Annotated in this window: 14 protein-coding genes; 3 read left to right on the forward strand and 11 right to left on the reverse strand. The window is 71.3% G+C overall.

Going from position 1 to position 15,522, the window contains the following annotated elements:
* Positions 1 to 54 precede the first annotated feature (54 nt).
* The 5 genes from ACIA73_RS36110 to ACIA73_RS36130 all read right to left on the reverse strand — a co-directional run bounded on the left by ACIA73_RS36110 (position 55) and on the right by ACIA73_RS36130 (position 5,932).
* The gene (locus ACIA73_RS36110) at positions 55 to 753 is read right to left on the reverse strand and encodes a hypothetical protein (RefSeq protein ID WP_399443182.1); all 699 of its coding nucleotides are present in this window, start codon (positions 751 to 753) and stop codon (positions 55 to 57) included.
* A complete protein-coding gene (locus ACIA73_RS36115; protein ID WP_399443184.1) occupies positions 750 to 2,264 on the reverse strand; it encodes an ATP-binding protein in 1,515 nt (504 codons plus the stop codon). Before ACIA73_RS36115 ends, ACIA73_RS36110 begins: the two co-directional genes overlap by 4 nt.
* Positions 2,261 to 2,944, reverse strand: a complete 684-nt coding sequence (locus ACIA73_RS36120; protein ID WP_399443185.1) for a response regulator — start codon at positions 2,942 to 2,944, stop codon at positions 2,261 to 2,263. The genes ACIA73_RS36115 and ACIA73_RS36120 overlap by 4 nt, the downstream gene beginning before the upstream one ends.
* 73 nt (positions 2,945 to 3,017) lie before the next feature.
* Positions 3,018 to 4,571, reverse strand: a complete 1,554-nt coding sequence (gene murJ / locus ACIA73_RS36125; RefSeq protein ID WP_399443202.1) for a murein biosynthesis integral membrane protein MurJ — start codon at positions 4,569 to 4,571, stop codon at positions 3,018 to 3,020.
* A gap of 164 nt (positions 4,572 to 4,735) precedes the next feature.
* Positions 4,736 to 5,932, reverse strand: a complete 1,197-nt coding sequence (locus ACIA73_RS36130) for a lipid II:glycine glycyltransferase FemX (protein ID WP_399443186.1) — start codon at positions 5,930 to 5,932, stop codon at positions 4,736 to 4,738.
* A 219-nt stretch (positions 5,933 to 6,151) separates the two neighbouring features.
* Here ACIA73_RS36130 and ACIA73_RS36135 point away from each other — a divergent pair, with 219 nt between their 5' ends.
* A complete protein-coding gene (locus ACIA73_RS36135; protein ID WP_399443187.1) occupies positions 6,152 to 7,354 on the forward strand; it encodes an Ig-like domain-containing protein in 1,203 nt (400 codons plus the stop codon).
* A 27-nt stretch (positions 7,355 to 7,381) separates the two neighbouring features.
* On the opposite strand, the gene ACIA73_RS36140 is transcribed toward ACIA73_RS36135, so the two are convergent.
* The 4 genes from ACIA73_RS36140 to ACIA73_RS36155 form a co-directional block, all read right to left on the reverse strand.
* Positions 7,382 to 7,831 carry a response regulator transcription factor gene (locus ACIA73_RS36140; RefSeq protein WP_399443189.1) on the reverse strand — a complete coding sequence of 150 codons (450 nt, stop codon included), beginning with the start codon at positions 7,829 to 7,831 and terminating at the stop codon, positions 7,382 to 7,384.
* Entirely contained in the window at positions 7,828 to 8,895 is a 1,068-nt protein-coding gene (locus ACIA73_RS36145; RefSeq protein ID WP_399443203.1) for a PAS domain S-box protein, read from the reverse strand. Before ACIA73_RS36145 ends, ACIA73_RS36140 begins: the two co-directional genes overlap by 4 nt.
* Positions 8,896 to 8,957: 62 nt before the next feature.
* On the reverse strand, positions 8,958 to 9,641 hold the full coding sequence (locus tag ACIA73_RS36150) for a response regulator transcription factor (protein ID WP_399443190.1): 684 nt from the start codon (positions 9,639 to 9,641) through the stop codon (positions 8,958 to 8,960).
* A complete protein-coding gene (locus tag ACIA73_RS36155; RefSeq protein ID WP_399443191.1) occupies positions 9,641 to 9,979 on the reverse strand; it encodes an STAS domain-containing protein in 339 nt (112 codons plus the stop codon). Before ACIA73_RS36155 ends, ACIA73_RS36150 begins: the two co-directional genes overlap by 1 nt.
* 292 nt (positions 9,980 to 10,271) lie before the next feature.
* Between ACIA73_RS36155 and ACIA73_RS36160 the strand changes: the two genes are divergently transcribed.
* Positions 10,272 to 10,679, forward strand: coding sequence for an ATP-binding protein (locus tag ACIA73_RS36160; RefSeq protein WP_399443192.1), 408 nt, complete (start codon positions 10,272 to 10,274; stop codon positions 10,677 to 10,679).
* Positions 10,680 to 10,737: 58 nt separating this feature from the next.
* On the opposite strand, the gene ACIA73_RS36165 is transcribed toward ACIA73_RS36160, so the two are convergent.
* Both ACIA73_RS36165 and ACIA73_RS36170 read right to left on the reverse strand, forming a co-directional pair.
* Complete coding sequence (locus ACIA73_RS36165) at positions 10,738 to 12,831, reverse strand: HelD family protein (RefSeq protein WP_399443193.1); 2,094 nt, start codon at positions 12,829 to 12,831, stop codon at positions 10,738 to 10,740.
* A gap of 65 nt (positions 12,832 to 12,896) precedes the next feature.
* A complete protein-coding gene (locus ACIA73_RS36170) occupies positions 12,897 to 13,523 on the reverse strand; it encodes a TetR/AcrR family transcriptional regulator (protein WP_399443194.1) in 627 nt (208 codons plus the stop codon).
* 455 nt (positions 13,524 to 13,978) lie between these two features.
* On the opposite strand from ACIA73_RS36170, the gene ACIA73_RS36175 reads away from it, so the two are divergent.
* Positions 13,979 to 15,376: an MFS transporter gene (locus ACIA73_RS36175; protein WP_399443195.1), complete on the forward strand. Its 1,398-nt coding sequence runs from the start codon at positions 13,979 to 13,981 to the stop codon at positions 15,374 to 15,376.
* Positions 15,377 to 15,522: the final 146 nt, after the last annotated feature.

Raw genomic sequence — 15,522 nt, forward strand, 5'->3', positions numbered from 1 at the left:
AACCCCGGACCGGCCCCGGCGGGCGGGCCGTGGGACTCCCCCGGGCCCCGTGGCTCAGCCGGTGGCACCGCCCGGTTCGGTCCGGGCGTCTGTCGCCACGGATTCCGAGGGTTCCGACGGTTCCTCGGGTTCGCCCCCGACGCTGCCGCCGATGAGGCCGCAGGTGCCGGATCTCACCACCCCGTCCTGGCCGGTCAGTTCCACGGTGGCCTGTCCGTCCCAGTCCTCCCGGTAGGCAACAGTGCAGGTCAGCTGGCGCAGGGCGGTGGAGTCCAGTTCCCGCAGGGCGAGCGGCAGCCTGGCGATGATCACGCCACCCGTGCCGTACTGGACCCGGAGGGTGCCACCGGCGCGCGCCGCGGGGAGAGCAGTGGTCAGGCCGGCTGCCCGGTCCTCTCTGCCCGGACCGCTGAGGAGGAACTTGACGGCGCGCTCCATCCTGGCCTCCTTCACCGAGCCACCACCGCGCTTCTGCTCGGTGGTGGCGCCGCCGCGCTCCTGCTCGGTTTCGAGCAGGGAGTCCGGGGCGCCGGGCTTGCCCAGTTGGTTGGTCCGGATCACGGGAGTCACTCTGCCGTCGGGGGAACGGAAGAAGAGCAGGATGTCGGATTCGTCGTTGTAGAAGGCGTCGGCGGTGGCGGGGGCGCCCGCTTCGACGACGTCGGTCTCCTGGATGCCGCAGCCGGTGAGAACGAGCACGGCGGCGGTGAGGGCGACACCCGGCGCGCGCCGTCGATCGCGAGTGCGTCTCATCCTGCGGTCTCCTCCACATGGAGCGGTATGGCGACCGTGAAGAGGGCGCCGCCCCCGGGGATGTTGCCCGCGCGGATCGTCCCGTCGTGCAGTTTTACGTTCTCCCAGGTGATCGCCAGCCCCAGGCCGCTGCCTGTGGAGCGGGTGCGGGCCGCGTCGGCCTTGTAGAAGCGGTCGAAGATGTGCGGGAGGGCTTCGGGGCGGATGCCGGGGCCTTCGTCCAGGACCTCGGTGATCAGGGTGGGGGTGCCCGGGGCGGGGGTTTCGATGCGCAGCCGCACGGTGACGGGTGCGGCGCCGTGGCGCAGGGCGTTGCCGACGAGGTTGGCGATGACGATGTCGAAGCGGCGCGGGTCGAGGCGGGCGCGGATGCCGTCGGGGAGTTCGAGGCGAACCCGGTCGTCGGTCCAGTGGCGGTTCTGGAGGGTCTTGGCGATGGCTTCGGCGACGTCGATCTCGTCGGGGTTGAGTTCGGCGGCGCGGGCGTCGAAGCGGGAGATCTCCATCAGGTCCTCGACGAGGACGGCGAGCTTTCCGGTCTCGGCGCTGACCAGCCGTACCGCCTGGGCGGTGTCGGGGTCCAAGTGCTCGGCGTCCTCGTCCAGGACCTCCGCGACGGCGAGCATTCCGGCGAGGGGGGTGCGCAGTTCGTGCGAGACGTCGGCGGCGAAGCGGCGGGCGCGCGCTTCGGCCTCACGCAACTCCCGAACTGTGAGCTCCAGTTGGGCCGCCGACTCATTGAAGGTGCGGGCCAGGTCGGCGAGTTCGTCGCTGCCGCGTTCCGGAATCCGGGTGTCGAGTTTTCCGCTGCCCATGCTCCGGGCCGCCTGGCGGAGTTTGCGCACCGGTCGCAGCACGCTGCGGGCGGCGATCAGGCCGGGGACGAGCGCGACGGCGAGGCCGGGCAGGGCGCCGTCCCTGGCGGCCACGAGCAGGGCGTCGACGTTGATCTGCTCGTCGGTCAGGCGCATGACGGCGTACAAAGTAAGTCCGCTGTGCAGAAGGCTGCCGGGGCCGGTCTTGAAGAGGGTGGGCATGGCGATGGTCAGGTAGGGGGCGCCGTCCTTGACGACGCGCTCGAAGCTGCCGCGGGGGTCGTTCCGTGCGGCGCGGCGCAGTTCGGGCGTGATGACGGTGGAGACGGGGTTCTCGCCCGAGGAGGCGCGGATCGATCCGTACTCGGCGAAGACGACCCAGGTGCGCGGCTTGCCCTTGCGGGCGATGGTGCGCAGGGTGTCCTCCAGCCCCTCCTTCTGCAGGGGCAGGGTGAAGCCCAGGTTCTGGATCTCCTCGCGGAACGAGGAGACCGCCACGTCCTGGGCGGTCTTCAGCACCGCGTTGCGGGCCTCGCGGTAGGTGAGTGCGGCCGTGGTGGTGGCGCTGACGGCAGCGACCAGCAGGAACGCGAGGAGCAGCCGGGTGCGCAGACCGAACACCCTGCCCCGGGGCGGCTCGTCCCCGGCCGTCCCCCCGACCGGTCCCGGACGACTGCGGCGACGTACGCCGGTCACAGCGGCCCGAGGCGGTAGCCGAAGCCGCGCAGGGTCTGGACGTAGCGGGGGTTTCCGTCCTCGTCCTCGATCTTGCCGCGCAGCCGGCGGACGCAGGCGTCGACCAGTCGGGCGTCGGCGTGGAAGCTGTGCTCCCAGACGTGTTCCAGGAGCTGCTGCCGGCTGAAGACCTGCTCGGGGGCGGCGGACAGGTGCAGCAACAGTTTGAGTTCCGAGGGGGCGAGGGCGAGCGGCCGGCCGGCCTTGGTGACGGTCAGCCCGGCCCGGTCGATGGTGAGTTCGCCGTACACCTCGATGGTGGGGCGGCCCGGGGTGTGGTCGTCCATGCGGCGCAGTACGGCTCGGATCCGGGCGTCGATCACTTCGGTGCGGGCGGGCTTGACGATGTAGTCGTCGGCCCCGGCCTCCAGGCCGATGACCACGTCGAAGTCGTCGCCGCGCGCGGTGAGCATGATGATCGGCAGCTGGCTGCTCTCGCGGACCTTCCGGCAGACCTGTACGCCGTTCATGCCGGGCAGCATCAGGTCCAGCAGCAGCAGATCGGGGCGGAATTCGGCGAGCGCGGCGAGGCCGGCCTCGCCGTTGGCGGCCGCCCGTACCTCGTGGCCGCGCCGGCGCAGGCCGAGTTCGACCCCTTCGCGTACGGAGGGGTCGTCCTCGATGAGGAGCACGCGGGACATCGGTGGTTCTCCCTCGGTGATGCGGTGCTGGTCGGAGCCTGTGCCCAAACCCCGGTCGGATCGGTGCGCGTCGTCAGGTCCGGGCCGCTCGCCGGCGCAGACCGGAGAGCAGCGCGTCGACTTCGGTCAGGCGCAGCGGACGGGCGAGCAGGGCGAAGGTGAGGATTATGACTGCCGCGCCCGCGGCGAGTGCGGCCGGGGTCCCCGCCCCCGCCGCGGCCACCGCCGCGAAGTGGCCCAGCACGGTGGCGGGTACGGCGGCGAGCAGCAGCCGGGCGTGCGCGCCGACGGCGGACGAACGCAGCGGACGTACGACGCCGAGCCTGCGACCGAGCACCGTGCCGGTCACCACCCAGCCCGCGCACAGCGCGAGGGAGTACCCCGCGGCCATGCCCGTCACCGCCCAGCGGGCCGGCAGCAGCTGGGCGGCGGCCAGGGACAGCCCTGCGTTGAGGGCCACGATCACCAGGTTGAGCAGGAACGGCGTACGGGTGTCACGGAGCGCGTAGAAGGTGCGGGACAGGACGTACTGGCCCGACATGGCGACGAGTCCCGGTGCGAAGGCCATCAGAATGGTGGCCATGGCGGCCGTGTCCGCGGCGCTGGTCCTGCCGTACCCGAAGACCAGGGCCATCACCGGCGGGGCGAGCACGAACAGTGCGCAGGCCGCGGGCACGACGGCACTGGCGCTGACCCGCAGGGCGTGGGAGACGTCGCGGCGCAGGGCGGGGGTGTCGCCGTCGACCGCGGCGGCGCTCATCCGGGGCATCAGTGCGGTCACCACGGAGACGGTGATGATGCCGTGCGGGACGACCCAGAGGGCGTAGGCGTTGTTGTACGCACCGTATCCGGGGCCGCCGTCGAGGCCGGCGGTGGTGGCGAGGCGGGTGGTGACCCAGTACGCGGCCTGGTTGGCCAGGACCAGGAGCACCAGCCAGAAGGCGGCGCGCAGGGGGCGGGTCAGCCCACTGCCGCGCCAGTCGAAGCGGGGCCGCCAGCGGAAGCGGGCCGCGCGCAGGGCGGGCAGGAGGGCGAGGGCCTGGACGGCGATGCCCGCGGTGGTGCCCCAGCCGAGGACGGCGATCTCGGTCGCGGTGAGGGTGTCGCCACCCCCCATGGCGAGGGCCAGGTAGACGCCGAAGACGGCGATCACGACGACGTTGTTGAGGACCGGGGTCCACATCATCGCGCCGAATCTGCCGCGGGCGTTGAGGATCTGCCCGAGCAGGGTGAACAGGCCGAGGAAGAAGATCTGCGGCAGGCAGTAGCGGGCGAAGGCGGTGGTCATGGCCGCCTGCGGCCCGGTGTAGTCGGTGTACGCGTCGATGATCGCGGGCGCCGCCCAGACGGCGGTCGCGGTGATCACGAGCAGGGCGAGTACGCAGACGGTGACGAGCCGGTCGGTGTACGCGACGCCCCCGTCCTTGTGCTCCTTGGCCGCCTTGACCAGTTCGGGCACGAAGACGGCGTTGAGGGCGCCGCCGAGGAGCAGCATGTAGACGATGGTGGGCAGGGCGTTGCCGACCGCGTAGCCGTCGGCACTCGCTCCGATGGTGCCGATCGCCGCCGCGACCACGGCGGAGCGGGCGAAGCCGGTGGCCCGGCCGACGAGGGATCCGGCTGCCATGAGGGCGGTGCTGCGTGCGGGCGAGGCGGGCGCGGCCGCTTCGGGGGTGCCGGTGGCGTCCGTGCGTACCGCACTGTCCGTGGGCTCCGCACCGTCCGCGCGTTCCGTGCCTTCTGTGCCTTCTGTGCCTTCCGTACGTTCCGTGCCCGTCGGCGTCCGCTGCTTCATCGGCGGTTCAGGTACGCCTGGAAGGCGCGGTGAAGCGCGTGGTTGGCACGGCCGTCCAATGGTCTCTCCCACTCCCCCAGCGTCTCGACGACCTGTCCTCCGGTGCCGAGCTTCCACCGCAGCAGTCCGTACGCACGTTCCCCCGGGTCGAGAGTGGAGGGTACCCCGCGCATGTCATAGGTGTGCGCGCCGAGGGCGTGGGCGTCCAGCAGCATCCGCCACTGCAGGGCGTTCGAGGGCCGCACCTCGCGGCGGTGGTCGGCGGAGGCGCCGGTCTGGTACCAGGCGCGGCGGCCCACCGTGACCATGGTGTGGGCGGCCAGGATCTCTCCCTGGTGGCGAGCGAGGTAGAGCTTCATCCGGCCGGGTTCCTCGGCGTTCAGCGCCGCGTACTGGCGCTCGTAGTAGGCCAGCGAGCGGCCGAGGCGGAATCCGTCGCGCCGCTCGGTGAGATCCAGCAGGCGGTAGAACTCGGGGAGTTCGGCCGCACTTCCGACGACCACCTCCACCCCCTCCTTGCGGGCCCGGCGCACATTGCGCCGCCACTCCTGGCTGAGTCCGGCCCACAGGTCCTCGGTGCTGCGTCCGGCGAGCGGTACGTGGAAAACGTGCCGGGGCTGGGCGTCCCCGTCGTTCCCCGCGCCGTCCCCGCCGCAGCGGCTCCAGCCGCGGGCGCGCAGCCGCTCGGCGACGGCGGTGCCGAGCGGGTCGACCTCACTGGCGAGTACGTCGCCGAGGTGCCGGCCCGGTCCGGTGGACGACTTGAGGCGGGCGGCGTCCCAGCGCCGGTAGGCGGGCGAGGGCCCGATGCGTACGGCGAAGGCACCGGCGCGGCGCAGATGTTCCAGCAGCGGGCCCAGCCAGCTGTCGACGTCGGGAGCGTTCCAGTCGGCGACCGGCCCTTCGGGAAGGTAGGCGAAGTACTTGCGGGTGCCCGGGAACTGGCGCAGCAACACCAGTGCCACACCGGTGAGCCGGCCCGCCTCGGGGTCGGGGCCCCAGCCCAGCAGCTGCGCCCGCCAGCCGTCCTTGACGTCGGCCCAGGACGGGCACTGCAGAAAACCGGCACCGAGCGCCGCCCCCTCGGGGGACGCGAGGAAGGTGCGGTACGTCTCGGGGGTGACGGTCCGCAGGACCACCCCCCGGTGCTCTGCCTGGTCCACACGGCCGGGCGGCACGAACAGCGCTGACACAGTCTGAACCTCTTCTCCGCCCCGGCCTGTTGCGGGGACGCACAGGATGTTCACAGCGGCCGATGACCGCTCCGCGCGGCGAATGTGACCGGACGATGACCGTTCCTCACCAGCCGCCGTCACATAGCTCCACAGCGGCTGAACTGGGATTTTCCGGCTCTAGAGTCACGGCATCGCCCACTCGGCCCAGCCCTTTCCCGCTCCTTTCCGGAGGTCCCGTTGTCCCGCACCCGCGCTCTTGCCCATGCCCGCGTCCGGGCCGCCGTCGCGGCCGCCCTGCTGGCACCGCTCGCCGCCTGTTCGTCGGGCGGATCCTCCGCCGCCCCGGCCGCCAAGGTGACGCCCAGCGCGGCGGACCGCCCGGTCGCGGTCACCGTCACGCCCACCGGAAAGCAGGTTCCGGCGGGCAGGCCCGTGAAGGTCACGGCCGTGAACGGCACCCTTACCTCGGTGACCGTCACCGACGCGAAGGGCGGCGCCCTCGCGGGTAAGGCCGCCTCCGACGGCCTTACCTGGGTCTCCGACCGCAATGCCGTACCCGGCGCCTCGTACACCGTGAGGACAACGACCCGCACCCGGGGCGGAACCGTGAAGGACACCACGTCCGCCTTCACCACGGCCCCGGCGGACAAGGTCAACAAGGTCGACTGGCGACCGGGCGCGGGCACCACCGTCGGTGTCGCCCAGCCGGTCTCGCTGGTCTTCGACCGTCCCGTCAAGAACCGTGCCGCGGTCGAGAAGCAGCTCAGGATCACCACCTCGAACAACACCGAGGGCTCCTGGGGCTGGGTCACCGACCACACGGGCAAGGACCGGGCTGACTGGCGGCCCCGGACGTACTTCGAGCCCGGCACGAAGGTCACGCTGAAGGCCGAGCTCAACGGCACCGACTCCGGCACGGGCGGCGGCTGGTTCGTCCGCGACTACACGACCGCCTTCACCGTCGGCGCCCGGCAGATCGCCAGGGTCGACCTCGACAAGCACCAGCTGACCTTCGAGCGGGACGGCACAACGGTGCGCCGGATACCGGTCTCCGGTGGCACTCCCGGCGGCGACAAGCGCTCCTGGCGGGGAACCGCGGTGCTCATGGCCAAGGAGGGCACCATCAACATGAACTCCGAGACGGTGGGCCTGGGCGACGCCTACGACAAGATGGTCAACTTCTCGATGCGGCTGACCTGGTCGGGCATGTACGCCCACGCCGCCCCGTGGAACGCCCGCTACTTCGGCAACGCGAACCAGAGTTCCGGCTGCATAGGGATGAGCAACGCCGACGCGACTTGGTTCTACGCGCAGGTCCGGCCGGGCGACCCGTTCGAGATCACCGGGCAGGACACCAAAGGGGTGGTGGCGCCCGGGAACGGGTTCGGGGCGTGGAACCTCTCCTGGGAGCAGTGGCAGCAGAAGAGTGCGCTGCGGTGAGGGTCCGCTGGGGCCCGATCCCCAGGGTTACGGCCTTCCGGCCTGCCCGACGGTGTCGGCGGTCCCTTCCGGCGCACCGGGTGCGAGGGCTTCGGCTCCCCACGTGCGGATCTCGGCCAGGAGTTGGGCGTTGGTGATGCCCTTGACCAGGTATCCCGAGACGCCGGCCGCGGCCATCTCGGCGCGTGGACCCAGGTCGCCGTAGGCGGAGAACACCAGGATGCGGACGCCGGGGACGGCCCGGATGATCTCCTGGGCGGCGTACCGGCCGCCGCCGGGGAGACGTACGTCCAGCACCACGACGTGCGGCCGCTCGGCGATGGCGAGCCTGATCGACTCGTCGGCATCGGCCGCGCTGCCGGCCAGATCGAGGTCGTGCTGGGCCCTGACGACCTCGGTCAGGGCCGCGCGCACCATGTCGTTGTCGTCGCAGACCAGCACCTTCGGGCGGCGCTCGGGGGCATCGGGCCGGCTCACGACGGCTCCCGGAAGGAGTCGGGGCCGGCGGTGGGCGCACCGGGCAACGGTTCGTCCAGCGCGGTGGCCGGCAGATCGGGGATCCAGAACTCCACGGTCGAGCCGGTCCCGGGCTCGCTGCGCAGCGTCCACCAACCGCCGGCCGTCTCGGCCCGCTCACGCATCTCGATCAGCCCGAAGTTCTCGCCCGCCTTGTGGGTGATCGCCTGGTGGCCGGTGCCGTCGTCGATCACCCGGATCAGCAGGCCCCGGCCCTCGGTGCTGACGGTGACCCTCACCACGCGTGCCCTGGCGTGCTTGCGCACGTTCAGCAGCGCCTCCTGCACGATGCGGAAGATGGTGATCGCGGTTTCCGGCGCCGGTTCCTTCACCAGGTCGTGCTCCAGGATCGGAGTGAGACCCCAGCCGCTGAACACCACGTCGTCGAGGTGCTGGGCCAGCGACTCGATCAGGCCGTGCCGGTCGATTCCGGGTGGCTGGAGCCGGAAGGTGAGGGTGCGCAGCCGGTCCACCGCCTCGCGCACCGAGGCGTCGAGTTGGGAGAGTTCGTCCGCGAGGGGCTCGCCGGCCCGGTCCGCGAGGAGTTGCAGGCGCATGCCGACGGCGACCATCGCCTGGAGGGAGTCGTCGTGGACGTCCCAGGCGATGCGGCGGCGTTCCAGTTCCTGGGCGCGCACCAGGTGGGTGAAGAGGCGGCGGCGTTCGGTGAGGGCCTGCTCGGCGGCCCGGCGTTCGGTCATGTCCCGGGTGACCTTGCCGAATCCACGCAGTTCGCCGGTCTCGTCGAAGAGGGCGGTGATCACGACGTTCGCCCAGAAGCGGGAGCCGTCCTTGCGGATGCGCCAACCCTCGTCCTCCAGCCGGCCGTCGGCGAGGGCCGCTTCGAGTTCGAGGTGGGGTTTGCGGGCGTCGATGTCCTCGGCCGGATAGAACACCGAGAAGTGCTTGCCGATGATGTCGGTGGCGCGGTAGCCCTTGATCCGTTCGGCGCCGGCGTTCCAGGTGGAGACATGGCCCCCGGGGTCGAGCATGAAGATGCCGTAGTCGACGACGCTCATGACCATCAGGGTGAACGCGGTCTCGGTCGGGCCCGGGGCGCGGTCCGCTGCGGAGTGGCCGTTCCCGGTCACCGGAGGAGGCCCTCGCGGCGGGCCACGGCGACCGCTTCGAGTTGGGAGCGGGCGTCGAGTTTCTCCAGGACCCGTTGGACGTGGTTCCTGGCGGTGTTGACGGCCACGCCGAGCCTTTCACTGATGTCGGCGGCGTTCAGTCCGTCGCCCAGCAGGCCCAGTGTTTCGCGCTCGCGCGGGGTGAGGGTGGCGCCCAGGCCGGTGGTACGGCCGGTCAGCCGGTCCAGAGCGCCGTCGAGCAGGCCCTTGCTGAAGGCCACTTCGCCCGCCGCCACCAGACGTACTCCTTGCTGGAGTTCTTCCAGGTTGCCGACTTTCAGGATGAGACCTGAGCCACCGGCCTCGGCAACTTCCGCGGCCACGGCGGGAGTTCCCTCACCGGCCAGTACCAGCACCCGGGTGCCGGGAGCGGCGGATCTTAGCGTGGTGATGGCGGTGATGCCGTCGCCGTCGGGCAGTCGCCGGTCGAGCACCACCACGGCGGGGTACAGCCGGGCGGCGTCGGCCAGAGCCTCCTGCACGGACCGGCTGCGGCCGACGACCTTCAGGTCTTCGGTACGGTCCAGGGCCAGCCGGAGCGCCTCGGCGACCATGTCATGGTCCTCGACGAGCAGGATGGTGATGCGCCCACCGGCGGCGCGCGGCCCGGAACCCGGTGTGGTCTGCGGGGTCGGAGGCATCAACTGGTCCTCGGCGGTAGACGCGTGACGCTGTGCGTGAGCAGTACTTCGTCGGCGCCCGTGAGGGCGAACAGTCGGGCCACCTGCGCGCGGGCGCCCTCCACGCACAGCTCGATGGCGAGCATATCGGCCGTGACCTTGGCCTCCAGCAGCACGTTGAGTCCCGCGCAGTCGCAGAACCGCAGGTCCCACAGGTCGATGATGATGCGATCCGACCCGCCCGTGAAGCGGTCGGTGACAGCGGCACGCGCCTGCGCGGCGCCGCTCAGATCCAGTGAGCCGACGAGCCTGAGCCGGTCCGTGCCGTGGTGCTGGACCTGGAACAGCGGGCCGGTCACGCGGCCGCTTCTTTCATGAAGTGACCTCCAGCCTGAGGGATACACACCAGTCAAGCCTAGTGATTCTGCACTAGTTGGGAACCCGTTTCCCCGAACTGGCCACCACTTCGCACTGATTTGCCGGTCCACGCACGCACCCTGGCAGCGGGTGCAAAGCCCTGACCGTTTCACCCGGGCTGGGTACTCTGAGACGCGGGGAACACCAAGGAAACGGGCCCTCGAAAAGCGCGACGCGGTCCCAGACGACGGTGGGGCACCCGAGCGGTGAGCATCCAGCGAAAAGAGAGTGGGTATGGAACCCCCACCGGCTACTCCGCTCAACGTCCCTCCCGGGGCGGTGCACATGAGCTTCGCCGGCACACCCCGCTGCATCGCCGATGCGCGCGAGGGCACCAGCGCCTTCCTCCACCGCCATGCCCGGCTCGCCGACCACACCTTCCACTACGACGTCCTGCTGGTCGTCTCGGAACTGGTGACCAATTCCGTCCGCTACGCCTCCGGCCCGCTGACTCTGGAACTCAGCCTGGTTCCTGGCGGCGTCAAAGTCGCCGTCCGGGATTCCAACCCCACTCCCCCGCGCTTGCGCAGCCCCGACCTGACCGGCGGGCACGGGTGGTCGATCGTCCAGCGCCTCTGCCGCCGGGTTCGTGTCCTCCCCCTGCACGACGGCAAGGCCGTCCACGCGGAGCTGGCCTGGTAGTCCCACGCGGAGCCGGTCCGAGGGCCGGGCACGCAGGGTGTCCGGCCCGTGCGGGGGTCTACGCCTGCCGTACTCCGGTCTCCGAAGGGGAGTTGACCTGCGCGTCGAGCGCCCGGGGCAGCGGCTCGGAGTGAATGACGTGGAGGCGGGAGACGGCCCGGGTCAGCGCGACGTAGAGGCGGTTGAGGCCGCGCGGCTCGGCCCGGACGAGTGCGGCGGGTTCGATCACGACGACGTGGTCGTACTCCAGGCCCTTGACCGCGGAGGCCGGGACCACACTGACGCGGGCCCCCGCCGGGTCGGACCCGGCGGGCAGGTGCAGGCCAGCGGCGATGAGCGCGTCGCGCAGCAGGGGCGCATGGGTGTCGGTCGAGATGACTCCGACGGACCCTTCGTGGGTCAGTGCGGCGTGCACCGCCGCGACGGTCGCAGTGGTGGTGTCGTGCGTGGCCTCGATCCTCAGGTCGCCGTCGCGGCGCATGGCACGGGCCGGGGGTACGTCGGCGTCGAGGTGCTCCAGAAGGTGGTTGGCGAGGTGCGCGACGGCGGCGGGGATGCGGAAGCCGATGGTCAGCGGGACGACCAAGCCGTCCGGTTTGCCCAGGTGGCCGAGGAGTTCGGACCAGTGGCGTGCGGCCCAGGGGGTGGTGCCCTGCGCCAGGTCGCCGAGGACGGTGAGGGAGCCGGAGGGTGAGCGGCGGGCGAGGGCACGGCACTGCATGGGAGACAGGTCCTGCGCTTCGTCGATCACGATGTGTCCGTGGCTCGCGGGGCGTTCGATCAGGCCGGCGAGTTCGTCGAGCAGCACCAGGTCGGCCGCCGACCAGCGGGCTGTCCGGTGCGAGCGCGGGGGCCTGGCCCACAACAGCGCCTTCTGCTCGTCCGGTCCGAGGAGGCCTTCGGCCGCGGCGGCCAGTGCGACCGGGTCGGTGAAGAGGTCCGCGAGGACTTCTTCGGGTTTGACGTCGGGCCAGACGGCGTCGACGAGTGCGCTGACGGGGCGGGCCCGGGAGGTCTTCCGCGTCCAGGTGCTGGTACGTGGTCCGGTGCGACGCTCGACCTCCTCCTGGACGGTGCGGACGACGCGGGTACGGACGCGGTCGCGGCCCACGGCGTACGCGGGTTCCTCGGTGCGTACGTCGCGGACGATCCGCTCCAGTGCGCCGGCCGGGATCCTCCACCGGTAGGAGCCGTCCGGCAGGACGAAGGAGTCGGCCCCCTGGGGGCGCACCCGCGCGTAGAGCGCCCGGCGCAGCACCTCGGCCATCCGGACGTCGTGCTTCACCACTGCCACGGCGTGGTCGTCCCGGGCCGTGACGGGGTGGCGGGCGATCTCGTCCTCCACGGTGGACTGCCGTACGCCGGACTCGCCCAGCGCCGGGAGGACTTCGGCGATGTAGGTGAGGAAGGTGCGGTTGGGGCCCAGGATCAGCATGCCGCCGCGCTGGACGCGCTGGGGGAAGGTGTAGAGGAGGTAGGCCGCGCGGTGCAGGCCGACCGCGGTCTTTCCGGTGCCCGGGGCCCCTTGGACGCAGATCGAGGTGGCGAAGTCCCGGCGCACCAGGTCGTCCTGCTCGGGCTGGATGGTGGCAGCGATGTCACGCATCGGCCCGACCCGGGGGCGCTCGATCTCACCGGCGACGATGCCGCTCTCGTGGGTTTCGCCCGCGCCCAGACGTTCGTCCTCCAGGGCGGTCAGATCGGCGGAGTCGCCTCGGCTCGCGGGCGTCCAGCCGAACCGTCGGCGTACGGCCACACCTTGCGGGTCGTGCGGCCCCGCCTGGTAGAAGGCGCGCGAAACGGGTGCGCGCCAGTCGACGACCAGTGGCGGGGCAGCGGGATGCCGGGTGATGCGCAGGCGCCCGATGTGGTAGTTCTGCCCGGCGTGATCACCGGCCGCACCGGGGTCCGTGGCGAAGCCGAGACGGCCGAAGAACAAAGGCCCCTCGGGGAGTTCCCGCAGCCCCTTGGCCCGGCTGCGCAGCTGGTGGCCGAGCACTTCGGCGTCGGCGCCGGACGCGGAGGCGTTCTCACCGACCACCACCTCCTCCTGGGCTCCGTCGATCATGTCGGCCAGCGCGGTGCGGCAGGCGTCGTGGTAGGTGCGTTCGTCGGCGAGGGCATCGCGGGGAGTGGGGTCGCTGGGAGTCATTCCACCGAGAATAACGTAACTCGGTAACGTTTTTTACTTTTCCCGGTAGCGGGTCGGACGGCGGGTCAGGCGTAACGCGGCAGTCCCGCCCTCAGCTGCGCGAAGGCCTCCTCGGCTGCCGCCACCGCTTCGTCATGAAGGCTGTCGGCACTCTGGCCGGCTGCGATTCGTCTCCAGTTCTCCTGGGCGAGGATGCGTCGTACCGCCAGAATCTGTCCGGCGGCGAGCCGCACCCGAATCCCGGGGGTCCCGGCGCCGAGCGCGTCGGCGAGGGCGGCCTCGTCCCGCTCCAGATACGTGTACAGCCGCGCCACCAGCGACGGCGTTCCGTACAGCAGCCGGTGAAAGGCCAGCACGGCGGCATGGTCGTTGAGTCCGGTCACCGGGTCCCGGCGTGCGAGTCCGTCCAGGAAGTGACACCGCAACGCTTCCAGCGGGGAGCACCCACAGGGCCGTTGTGCGACGACCCGGGCGGACTCCCCCTCGTGGTCGGCCAGGCGGTGCAGTACCAGGTCCTCCTTGGCCGGAAAGTACCGGAAGAGGGTCGGCTTGGAGATACCGACCGCGGTAGCCACATCGGCGACGGTCACCTGCTCGAAGCCCTTGTCCAGGAACAGCTCGACGGCCGTGTCGGACAGCTTCCGGTACATCTGCTGCTTCTTGTGCTCGCGGAGCCCTCCGGTGTCACTCATGGTCGTGCAGCCTACGCAGCGGGCACGCACCCCGATCCTCCGCCGCACCCACCACGACCGGCCTGGGAGCCCGGTTCTCCGGAGTCGGCGGCGCGGCGAGGCCGGGCCGGGTGCGGACCGGGTCCGCACCCGGACTGTGCGGCGTTCTGGCCGGGGCGTGGCACTGAGAGCCGGTGTCTAAACCCCGGTCGGGCGCCCGCCGTCTGGCACGCACGCTCGCGCGTTGCCGAAACGCCCTAGTAGCTCCTTCCCCAAGCTCTCAACTTCGTTCGAGCAGGGGAGACCCCAGCGACGACCTTCCAGCGCCTTGCGATCGCACGCACCAGACGACGTTCGCTGATCCGACCGGGGTTTAGACACAGGCTCTGAGGCAGGATGCTTCGCTGCGGAACAAGGTGTTCCGTCAGTTCAGCGCCCAACGCGCTCTTACTCGACGCACTCTCAATGGAGCGACCGTGAAGTCAGGCGATCAGATCGTCCAGGAACTGCCGTGGAGGTGGGGTGTCCAGGGCAAGGTGTTCATCATCGGCGGGCTCGGCTACCTCTTCGACGCGTACGACATCGCCCTGAACGGCTTTCTGATGCCGCTGGTGGGGAAGGAGTTCGACCTCACCCTCGGGCAGCGGGGGCTGGTCGCCACCGCGAACCTGGTCGGGATGGCGGTCGGCGCCGTCGCCTGGGGTTCGGTGGCGGACCGGATCGGCCGCAAGAAGGCGTTCAGCGTGACGCTGCTGATCTTCGCGGTGTTCTCGGTGCTGGGCGCGGCCTCACCGACGTACTGGATCTTCCTGCTGTTGCGTTTCCTCGCGGGGGTGGGGCTCGGCGGCTGCATCCCGGTGGACTACGCGCTGGTCAGTGAGTTCTCCCCGCGGAAGTACCGGGGGCGGATCCTGACCGCGCTCGATCTGTGGTGGCCGATCGGGGTCACGCTGTGCGGGCTGGTGTCGACGGCGATGCTGCCGCTCGGCGGGAACTGGCGGTGGATGCTGCTGACGATGACGCTGCCCGCACTGCTGCTCTTCTGGGTGCGGCGCGGGGTTCCCGAGTCGCCCGTCTATCTCTCCGAGAAGGGGCGCGAGCGGGAGGCCAGGGCGGTCATCGACGACCTGGTCGTCCGTACGGGTGCGAGCCCTCAGCCGTACGGCATTCCACGACCCGATGACCGGCCGCGCACCAAGGGCCTGGCGGCGGCGGCCGAACAGCTGCGGCTGATCTGGCGGTTCAGCCCGCGCATCACCTCGGCGGTCTGGCTGATGTTCGCCACCATCATGCTGGTCTACTACGCGGCGCTGAGCTGGATGCCGTCGATCCTCAAGGCCGAGGGGCACGGGGACACCGCCGCGTTCACCGGCACCACGGTGATGAGCGCGGTCGGCATTCTGGGCGTGATCGTCTCGACCGCGCTGGTGGATGTGGTCGGCCGCAAGTGGCTGATCGGGGTGACGGCTCCGCTCGCCGCCTTCTCGTTGGTGGTCTTCGCGCTGGTACGGGAGCAGGAGACGGCACCGCTGGTCGCGATCGCCGTGTTCGGCTTCCTGGTCCAGCTGGCCATCCCGGTGCTGTACGCGTACGCCTCGGAGGTGTACCCCACCCCCCTGCGGGCCAGTGGCTTCGGCTGGGCGTCGTCGGTGAGCCGCTCGCTGACCGGTTTCGCGCCGCTGCTCTTCGGTTCGGTGCTGTGGCCGGTGCTCGGGCTGCCGTGGACCTTCGGCGTGCTGGCGGTGGCGGTGCTGCTGGCGATGGGGTGGATGGCGGTGGCGGCCCCGGAGACCAAGGGGCGGGAGCTGGACGCGGATCCGATGGGAGTGCCGCAGGTCGTGGGCGGGGCGGCGGATAGCGCGACCACCCCGTGAAACGGCCGGGGGGGGGGGGGGGGGGGGGGGGGGGGCGGGGGGGGGGCGGCCCGGGGGGGGGGGGCGCGGGGGGGGGGGGGGGCCGGGGGGGGGGGGGGAGCTGGCCCTTCAGGGGGCCCCATTCGTTGGGGTCGGGGACGCCCGGG

Origin of the sequence: Streptomyces sp. NPDC051561, assembly GCF_044454195.1 — a bacterium.
In the GTDB taxonomy this organism is placed as follows: Bacteria; Actinomycetota; Actinomycetes; order Streptomycetales; family Streptomycetaceae; genus Streptomyces.